9 protein-coding genes and 1 tRNA gene are annotated in these 7,975 nt (G+C 66.8%); 4 read left to right on the top strand and 6 right to left on the bottom strand.

Annotated elements, in window-relative coordinates:
- Nucleotides 1–75 precede the first annotated feature (75 nt).
- From Y710_RS17440 to Y710_RS17425, 4 genes are all read right to left on the bottom strand, one after another.
- Nucleotides 76–146 (bottom strand) — tRNA-Gln (locus Y710_RS17440).
- A 263-nt stretch (nt 147–409) separates the two neighbouring features.
- The gene (locus tag Y710_RS17435) at nt 410–1,069 is read right to left on the bottom strand and encodes a TetR/AcrR family transcriptional regulator (protein ID WP_006897707.1); all 660 of its coding nucleotides are present in this window, start codon (nt 1,067–1,069) and stop codon (nt 410–412) included.
- Between the two features lie 158 nt (nt 1,070–1,227).
- Nucleotides 1,228–1,434, bottom strand: a complete 207-nt coding sequence (locus tag Y710_RS17430; RefSeq protein ID WP_006897706.1) for a helix-turn-helix domain-containing protein — start codon at nt 1,432–1,434, stop codon at nt 1,228–1,230.
- A gap of 1 nt (nt 1,435) precedes the next feature.
- Nucleotides 1,436–1,924, bottom strand: a complete 489-nt coding sequence (locus Y710_RS17425) for a DUF2975 domain-containing protein (RefSeq protein WP_006897705.1) — start codon at nt 1,922–1,924, stop codon at nt 1,436–1,438.
- A 201-nt stretch (nt 1,925–2,125) separates the two neighbouring features.
- On the opposite strand from Y710_RS17425, the gene glmU reads away from it, so the two are divergent.
- Together glmU and Y710_RS17415 are read left to right on the top strand one after the other, a co-directional pair.
- The gene (gene glmU, locus Y710_RS17420) at nt 2,126–3,664 is read left to right on the top strand and encodes a bifunctional UDP-N-acetylglucosamine diphosphorylase/glucosamine-1-phosphate N-acetyltransferase GlmU (protein ID WP_062368022.1); all 1,539 of its coding nucleotides are present in this window, start codon (nt 2,126–2,128) and stop codon (nt 3,662–3,664) included.
- Between the two features lie 90 nt (nt 3,665–3,754).
- The gene (locus tag Y710_RS17415; protein ID WP_006897703.1) at nt 3,755–4,732 is read left to right on the top strand and encodes a ribose-phosphate diphosphokinase; all 978 of its coding nucleotides are present in this window, start codon (nt 3,755–3,757) and stop codon (nt 4,730–4,732) included.
- A gap of 100 nt (nt 4,733–4,832) precedes the next feature.
- Here Y710_RS17415 and Y710_RS17410 read toward each other — a convergent pair whose 3' ends face one another.
- Nucleotides 4,833–6,317: an MFS transporter gene (locus Y710_RS17410; RefSeq protein ID WP_062368021.1), complete on the bottom strand. Its 1,485-nt coding sequence runs from the start codon at nt 6,315–6,317 to the stop codon at nt 4,833–4,835.
- 164 nt (nt 6,318–6,481) lie between these two features.
- Between Y710_RS17410 and Y710_RS17405 the strand changes: the two genes are divergently transcribed.
- Nucleotides 6,482–7,072 (top strand): TetR/AcrR family transcriptional regulator, encoded by a 591-nt coding sequence (locus Y710_RS17405; RefSeq protein ID WP_045538502.1) that lies wholly within the window; start codon nt 6,482–6,484, stop codon nt 7,070–7,072.
- Nucleotides 7,073–7,106: 34 nt separating this feature from the next.
- The gene (gene arsC / locus Y710_RS17400) at nt 7,107–7,451 is read left to right on the top strand and encodes an arsenate reductase (glutaredoxin) (protein ID WP_006897700.1); all 345 of its coding nucleotides are present in this window, start codon (nt 7,107–7,109) and stop codon (nt 7,449–7,451) included.
- A 38-nt stretch (nt 7,452–7,489) separates the two neighbouring features.
- On the opposite strand, the gene Y710_RS17395 is transcribed toward arsC, so the two are convergent.
- Nucleotides 7,490–7,945, bottom strand: a complete 456-nt coding sequence (locus Y710_RS17395) for a limonene-1,2-epoxide hydrolase family protein (protein ID WP_006897699.1) — start codon at nt 7,943–7,945, stop codon at nt 7,490–7,492.
- Between the last annotated feature and the right edge of the window lie 30 nt (nt 7,946–7,975).

Genomic DNA, 7,975 nt, shown 5'->3' with positions numbered 1-7,975 from the left:
TGTCACCTATCCGTGCAGCAGCCCCCCCCGACGAGGCAATATGGCGAACACACTGTGACCAGCATGTTCTTGTTGCTCCGCCACCAGGACTCGAACCTGGAATGCCTGAACCAAAATCAGGAGTGTTGCCATTACACCATGGCGGATTGCCGCGGAGACGATTCTGCCACAGGGCCCACCGCACACCACCACGCCGGGCACCACGCCGCCACCAACGCTGACCCCACGGGCTCTCGCACCTCTCCGCCACTCGCCCCGGGGTGCCGGAGAACCACCCCTCGCCGCACTCCGGCACCCGACCGCACCGATCGATGCGACCCAACCGGATGGTACATCCGGCAGAAAGTCGTACCACCGGAATCACCGATCCGCGACACTGACCCACCCTCCGGCGCGCACCGGGCGACGGCTACTTGAGACCCAGCACCGGAAGAAGGAACTCGCGCGCGAAATCCGAGAGCTCGCCGATGTCGTCGTAGTCCATGAGGTCACTGGGGATGGTGAGGAACGACCCCGCGATCCGGACCACCAGGTCGGCAGCCGGTATGGTCCGCACCCGCTTGGGGATGTTCCCTGCGGTCTGTTCGCGAAGGATCTGGTGCGCTACGAAGTCGCGCACCACGGTGAGAGTACGACCGTCGCCGCCGCCGACGAAGCCGGGCACCATCGCCGGCTCGGTCTCGAGCAGCTTTCGGATCAGCGGATTGCCGCCGATGGTCCGCAACGACGTCACGAAGGCCTGGACCACACGGTCGGCCGGGGTCGGCGCCTGCGCCATGACGTCGAGAAACTCGATGAAGTAGTTCTGGAACTCGCGGACCATGACCGCGTCGACGAGCGCGTCCTTGGTGGCGAACTTGCGGTAGATCGTGATCCGAGCCGTCCCGGCACGTCGGGCTACCTCTTCCATCGACGTGCGCCCGATCCCCGTTTCACAGAACTGCTCATACGCAGCGTCGAGCAGTCTGGTCCGCGTCCGGTCGGTCTCGACGGTGTCGGTCTGCACCGCCTGCTGCATCGCACGCTCGAAGAGCGTGGCCTCGACCCGCCCGGCCGCAGGGATCACCACTGGCCTTCAACTCCTCTCCAGTACCTACCCGACTCCTTCACGCTACGGCATCGGACGACCGCCCCATGCTCCGAATCCCGAGGCGTCCGACCCCGGCGACGCCGTGTTGCAAGTGTCGCTCCGTTGTTTCATATGGGCCGATGGGCGACCGCGCACCGTCAGTCGTCCACCCACTGCAGGACATCCCCGGGCTGACAGTCGAGAACACGGCAGATCGCGTCCAGCGTCGAGAATCGCACCGCTTTGGCGCGGCCGTTCTTGAGAACCGCGACGTTGGCCGGCGTGAGGCCGACGCGTTCGGCGAACTCGCCCACGCTCATCTTGCGACGCGCCAACTCCACATCCAGGCGCACGACGATGGCCAATTCAGATCACCGCGTCCATGTCCGCACGCAGCGTCGTCGCCTGGCGCAGCAGCGATCTCATCACCACCATCAGCAGCACGAGCAGCAGGCAACCGAGTCCGACAACGGTCAGCAGGAAAGGCAGGCCGGGATCGTCGAGCTCTCCGAACAGCGCCAACGCCGCCAACAGCCCGGCGGGTACGAGACCCGCGGCGGCGACCGCACAGATGATCGTGTCCACCCACCGGAACGACGATCGGTCGAAGATCCGGTCGCGACGGACGTGACCGAGGAGCATCCATGTCGCAACGAGGACGACCTGCAGGCACAGGAACTCGTAGCCGACCAGGAAGGTCGCCGACCATCGTTCGCCTCCGGTCATCTCGCCGATGCTCTCGCGATAGCGGAACTGTCCGGGAAACGAGAGCGTCTGCAGAACGGTGACCCCCGCGAACAGCAGCACCAAGGTCGCCCGCAAGGGCCAGTAAGCGAGTGTGACAGCACCGTCCATGTGTCGATTATCGACGGAAATCTATCGAAATTCAATAGCTAATGACGGCGCACCGCACTGTCGCGCACGCCACTGCGCACCTCGCCGAATAACACCTGACCGCACCGGCTGCGTAGGATTTGCCCCGGCGTACCTCCGCGGGATGGAAAGCTCTGCAGGAGTGCGTCGACGCTCGCGACCTTGAGATGCGGAGGGACTCGGATGACCGGACGACCGGCCCAGTCGAACGAAGAAGTCGCCGTCATTGTGCTGGCGGCGGGTGCCGGTACCCGGATGAAGTCGAAGACCCCGAAGATCCTTCACGAGATCGGCGGACGCAGCCTGCTCGGCCACGCACTGCACGGCGCCGCCGAACTCGACCCCGATCACCTCGTCGCCGTCGTCAGTCACGAACGCGAGCGGGTCACCGCCGCCATCGGAGAGATCGCCGAGGAACTCGGGAGGCCGGTGACCGTCGCCGTTCAGGATGAGCCGTTGGGCACCGGCGACGCCGCCCGCGCCGGAATGACCGGACTCCCCGACGACTTCTCCGGAACCGTCTTGGTCACGGTCGCCGACGCCCCGCTGCTCGACGGCTCCACGTTGTCCGCGCTCGTCGCCGAACACTTGCGCGACGACGCGGGCGAACCGGCCGCCGTCACGCTGACCAGCTTCATCGCCGACGACCCCACCGGCTACGGACGAATCGTCCGGGCGGGCGGTCCCGGCCTGGACATCGCGTCGTCGGACGTCCTGGCGATCACCGAGCACAAGGACGCGACCGAGACCGAACGTGCGATCACCGAGGTGAACGCGGGGATCTACGCGTTCGCCGCCGACATGCTGCGGACCGGCCTGACCAGTCTGTCCACCGACAACGTGCAGGGCGAGTACTACATCACCGATCTCGTCGGCATCGCGCGCGAGGCCGGCCGGGCCGTGCACGCACTCACCGTCTCCGATCCGAGCGTGGTCGCCGGCTGCAACGACCGCGCGCAGTTGGCCGATCTCGGAGCCGAACTGAATCGCCGGATCGTCCGCAAGCACATGCTCGCCGGCGTCACCGTCGTCGACCCCGCGACCACCTGGATCGACGTCGACGTCACGCTGGGCCGGGACGTGCGCGTCGAGCCGGGCACCCAGCTCCGCGGCCGGACCTCCGTCGCCGACGACGCGGTGATCGGCCCCGACACGACGCTCACCGACGTGACCGTCGGCGAGGGAGCTGCGGTGATCCGCACCCACGGTTCCGACGCGCAGATCGGGCCCGGCGCCGCCGTCGGCCCGTTCGCGTATCTGCGACCCGGCACGGTCCTCGGCGCAGACGGAAAGATCGGTACGTTCGTCGAGACCAAGAACGCCCAGATCGGCGCGGGCACCAAGGTCCCGCACCTAACGTACGTCGGCGATGCGGAGATCGGCGAGAAGACCAACATCGGCGCGTCGAGCGTCTTCGTCAACTACGACGGCGTGGCCAAGCACAAGACGGTCATCGGCTCGCACTGCCGCACCGGCAGCGACAACATGTTCGTCGCCCCTCTCACGATCGGCGACGGTGTCTACACGGGCGCGGGCACCGTGCTGCGCGACGACGTGCCGCCGGGAGCCCTCGCGGTGTCGGCGGGCGCCCAGCGCAACATCGCCGATTGGGTGATCGCCAAGCGCCCCGGCACCCCTGCCGCCGACGCCGCCCGCGCCGCCCAGCAGAATCACACCCAGCAGAATCACAACCAGCACGATCACACCCAGCAGACCGAATAGCGTCACCCTGCGCCGACGGCGGCCACGAACCGCCCCGGCGCTCACACTCCGAGTACAGAAGCCGACCGCCTAGGAGAGAATGAGTCACCCATGACTTGGACGACCGACAATCAGAAGAACCTCATGCTGTTCGCCGGACGGGCACACCCCGAACTGGCGCAGGCCGTGTCGGACGAGCTGGGCGTTCACATCACCCCGCAGACGGCGCGCGACTTCGCGAACGGCGAGATCTTCGTCCGCTTCGAGGAGTCGGTCCGCGGCAGCGACGCCTTCGTGCTCCAGAGCTGCCCGTACCCGATGAACCAGTGGGTCATGGAGACCCTCATCATGATCGACGCGCTCAAGCGCGGCTCGGCCAAGCGCATCACGGCGATCATCCCGTTCTATCCCTACGCACGCCAGGACAAGAAGCACCGCGGCCGCGAGCCGATCTCGGCGCGCCTGATCGCCGATCTGCTCAAGACCGCGGGCGCCGACCGCATCGTGACGGTGGATCTGCACACCGACCAGATCCAGGGCTTCTTCGACGGCCCCGTCGACCACATGCACGCACAGGGCCAGCTGGCCGAGTACGTGCGCAACAAGTACGGCACCGACAACATCTGCGTGGTGTCTCCGGACGCCGGCCGTGTGAAGGTCGGCGAGAAGTGGGCCGACTCGCTCGACGGAGCTCCGATGGCGTTCGTCCACAAGACGCGCGACCCCGACGTCCCCAACCAGATCAAGTCGAACCGCGTCGTCGGTGAGGTCGCGGGCAAGACCTGCGTGCTGATCGACGACATGATCGATACCGGCGGCACCATCGCGGGCGCCGTGTCGGTTCTCAAGGAGGCCGGCGCCGGCGACGTCATCATCGCCACCACGCACGGCGTGTTCTCGCATCCCGCCGCCGAGCGCCTCGCCACCTGCGGCGCCAAGGAGGTCATCGCGACCGACACGCTGCCGATCCCCGAGGACAAGCGTTTCGACAACCTGACGGTCCTGTCGATCGCACCGCTGCTCGCGCAGACCATCCTCGAGGTGTTCAAGAACGGCTCGGTCACCAGCCTGTTCAACGGGAACGCCTGACCAGTACCGCATACGACGCGAAAGACACGACGCGAGACGCCATGGCCCGGGAAACCGGCCATGGCGTCTCGCGTTCGTCTAAGCGGCGTGACCCGCCCGTTCAGACGGTCTGTTCGATTCCCTCGATCGCGACGTCGACGGTCTCCTCCGATCCGGTCGCCGCGCCACCCGGAGCGTCGGACCGTCCGGGGATGAAGAACGCCAGCACCAGCGCGGCCACGGCGGCGCCGGCGGCCAGCGCCATGATCCAGCGGAACGCGCTCTCCGACGGCACTGCCACGCCACCGAGCGTCATGGTCATCTGCGCGACGATCACACCCGCCAGCGCACTGGCGAAGGACGTGCCGAGCGAACGCATGAGCGTGTTGAAGCTGTTCGCCGCACCGGTCTGCGACGGCGGAACCGCTCCCATGATGAGCGCGGGCATCGCACCGTAGGCGAGTCCGGTTCCGAATCCGATGATGATGCCGATGACGATGAGCTGCCAGATCGAGTGCAGGGCGAAGACGCCGAGCAGGTAGCCCAACGCCACCACGATCGCGCCCACCATCAGGGTGATCCTCGGTCCGAAGGTGTTGGTCAGCCACGACGAGAGCGGTGCCGCGAGCAGGAGCATGATGCCGAACGGCGCCATCACCAGGCCCGCCACCATCATCGACCCGCCGAGACCGTAGCCGGTGGCCTCCGGCATCTGGACCACCTGGGGGAAGACCATGCTCGCCGCGAACATCGCGAAACCGAAGACGATCGAGGCGATGTTGGTGAACAGCACCTGCGGGCGGACGGCGACGCGGACATCGACGATCGGCTGCGAGCTGCGCAGCTCCCAGCTCACCCACAGGATGAAGAGCACGATCGCTGCGGCGAAGCAGCCGAGGGTGGTGCCGCTCGACCAGCCCCAATCGGCGCCCTTCGAGACTGCGAGCAACAGCGCGAGCAGACCGCCCGACAGCGTCACGGCGCCGACGTAGTCGAAGCCGCCGCCCGACTTCTCCGGCGACTCCGGAACCACGATCACGACAGCGATCGCGCCTACGACACCCATGATCGCCGACACCCAGAAGAGCCAGTGCCAATCGGCGTACTCGGCGATCAGTGCCGCCAGCGGAAGCCCGAAGGCACCGCCGACGCCCAGCGATGCACTCATGGTCGCGACCGCGCCGGCCAACTTCTCCTTCGGCAGCACGTCGCGCATCACGCTGATGCCGAGCGGAATCACACCCGCCGCGAGACCCTGCAGAGCTCGTCCAACGATCATCGGCACCACCGACGTGCTCAGCGCACCGATCACCGAACCGACGATCATGATGCCCATGCTCACCAGCATCATGCGCCGCTTGCCGAACATGTCACCCAGCCGTCCCATCACCGGCGTCGCGACCGCCGCTGCCAGCAGTGTCGCGGTGATCACCCACGCGGTATTGGACGCCGGCGCGTTCAAGTACTCCGGCAGGTGCGGAATGATCGGGATCACCAGCGTCTGCATCAAGGAGACGACGATGCCGGCCAACGCCAGGACCGCTACGACGGCGCCGGTGGCCGGCGCTTTCTCCAGGGCCTCCGGGCCCGTCTTCTGTTCAACCATCTAAGAACGACCTCATCCGATACGAATGCGAGCGGGTCGGTGCCCGCTCGCGAGGAGTGTGTCCACACACTATCCGGAGGGTCCTCCGGATAGCAATGCGAGAGCGGCTACTGTCGTATCTGCAACACCGGCGACGACGAGAACGAGGAACGGGGGACACCGACGTGCCTGCCGCACCCGAGCCCGGGACCCGCCTGCGTTCAGACGCGCAGGCCAACTACAACCGTCTTGTCGCAGCGGCGACGACGGTGATCGATCGTGAGGGCGCAGACGCCCCGCTCACCCTCATCGCGGCGGAAGCCGACGTCGGGATCGGCACGCTCTACCGCCGCTTCCCCACACGCGCGCACCTGATCGAGGCCGTCTATCGGCACCGGATCACCACCCTCTGCGACACCACCGAGGACTTCCTCACCGACGAGCCGACGCCCCACGCCGCATTGCAGGGCTGGATGACCAGGTTCGTCGACATGCTGATCACCCATCGCGCCGTCCCCGACGCGATCCGCCCGCTGTTGGCCTCGGATACCGACTTCCGGACCGAGACACGCAACAATCTGATCGCGGCACTCGTCCGGTTCCTCAGCGAAGGACGGCGAACGGGCACCATCCGCGAGGACGTGGATCCGGTCGACATCCTGCGCGTACTGACCGGCATCGCCTTTCTCAGCGAGACCTCCGACCACGCCCGCGGCTCGATCGCCCTGGTGGCCGACGGGCTCAGGCCCCAGCAGATCAGGCCCCAGCAGAGCTGATCGCAGCAAGCCGGCACCCAGTAACCTGGACCACGTGGACGCCACGATCTATCACAACCCCCGCTGCACCACCTCCCGTAACGCACTCACCCGGCTGCGCGAGGCGGGCGTCGAGCCCGAGGTCGTCAAGTACCTCGACACCGGTTGGACGCGCGAACAGCTCACGGCCATGTTCGACGCCGCCGGGCTGACGCCCGCTCAGGCGGTCCGCAGACGCGAGAAGCTGTACAAGGAACTCGGGCTCGCCGACGCCTCGGACGACGAGCTGCTCGATGCGATGGTCGACCATCCGGTTCTGGTGGAGCGGCCCTTCGTCGTCACCGAGAAAGGCACCCGGCTCGCCCGGCCGATGGACCGACTCGACGAGATCCTGCCGTAGCCCGCTAACGATTCAGCCCCGCTCACGATTCGGCCCCGTTAACGATTCACGCTGTACGCACTCACCGGATCCTCGAGCGGCCGATGCAAACCCGGAACGACCACCGCGGCGAGCGCGCGGACGAATCCCCGGGTGCAGTTCCAGAAGTCGAAGTAGTCACGCCACACGGCGATCCGGCCTTCGCGTACCTCGTTGCGGCCGCATACCCAGAACTGGATCCGCAACGGCCCCACCCGCAGTTCATCGATCCGCTCGGTCAGCACCACGCCGTCGTCGTCGGCGCTGATCGCGCGGATCTGCGCGTCGAATCCGATGCGATCGCCGTTGAGCCCGCGCATCACCTTCGCGAACCGTCGCTTGCCTCGTACGGTCGGCAGCGAGACGTTGGTGTACACGATCTCGTCGTCCACGCATTCCAGGGCCGCCTCGACCCGACCCTGGGCGAGGTCGGCGAAGAAGGCGTGGACGAGATCCGTCGGTTTCTGTGAGGTCATGCCCCGATGGTATTCTTGCCGCTGTTGTCT

The sequence above is a fragment of the Gordonia sp. QH-12 genome (genome assembly GCF_001578675.1).
Classification (GTDB): domain Bacteria; phylum Actinomycetota; class Actinomycetes; order Mycobacteriales; family Mycobacteriaceae; genus Gordonia; species Gordonia sihwensis.
This window is presented reverse-complemented; position numbering and strand designations above follow the sequence as displayed.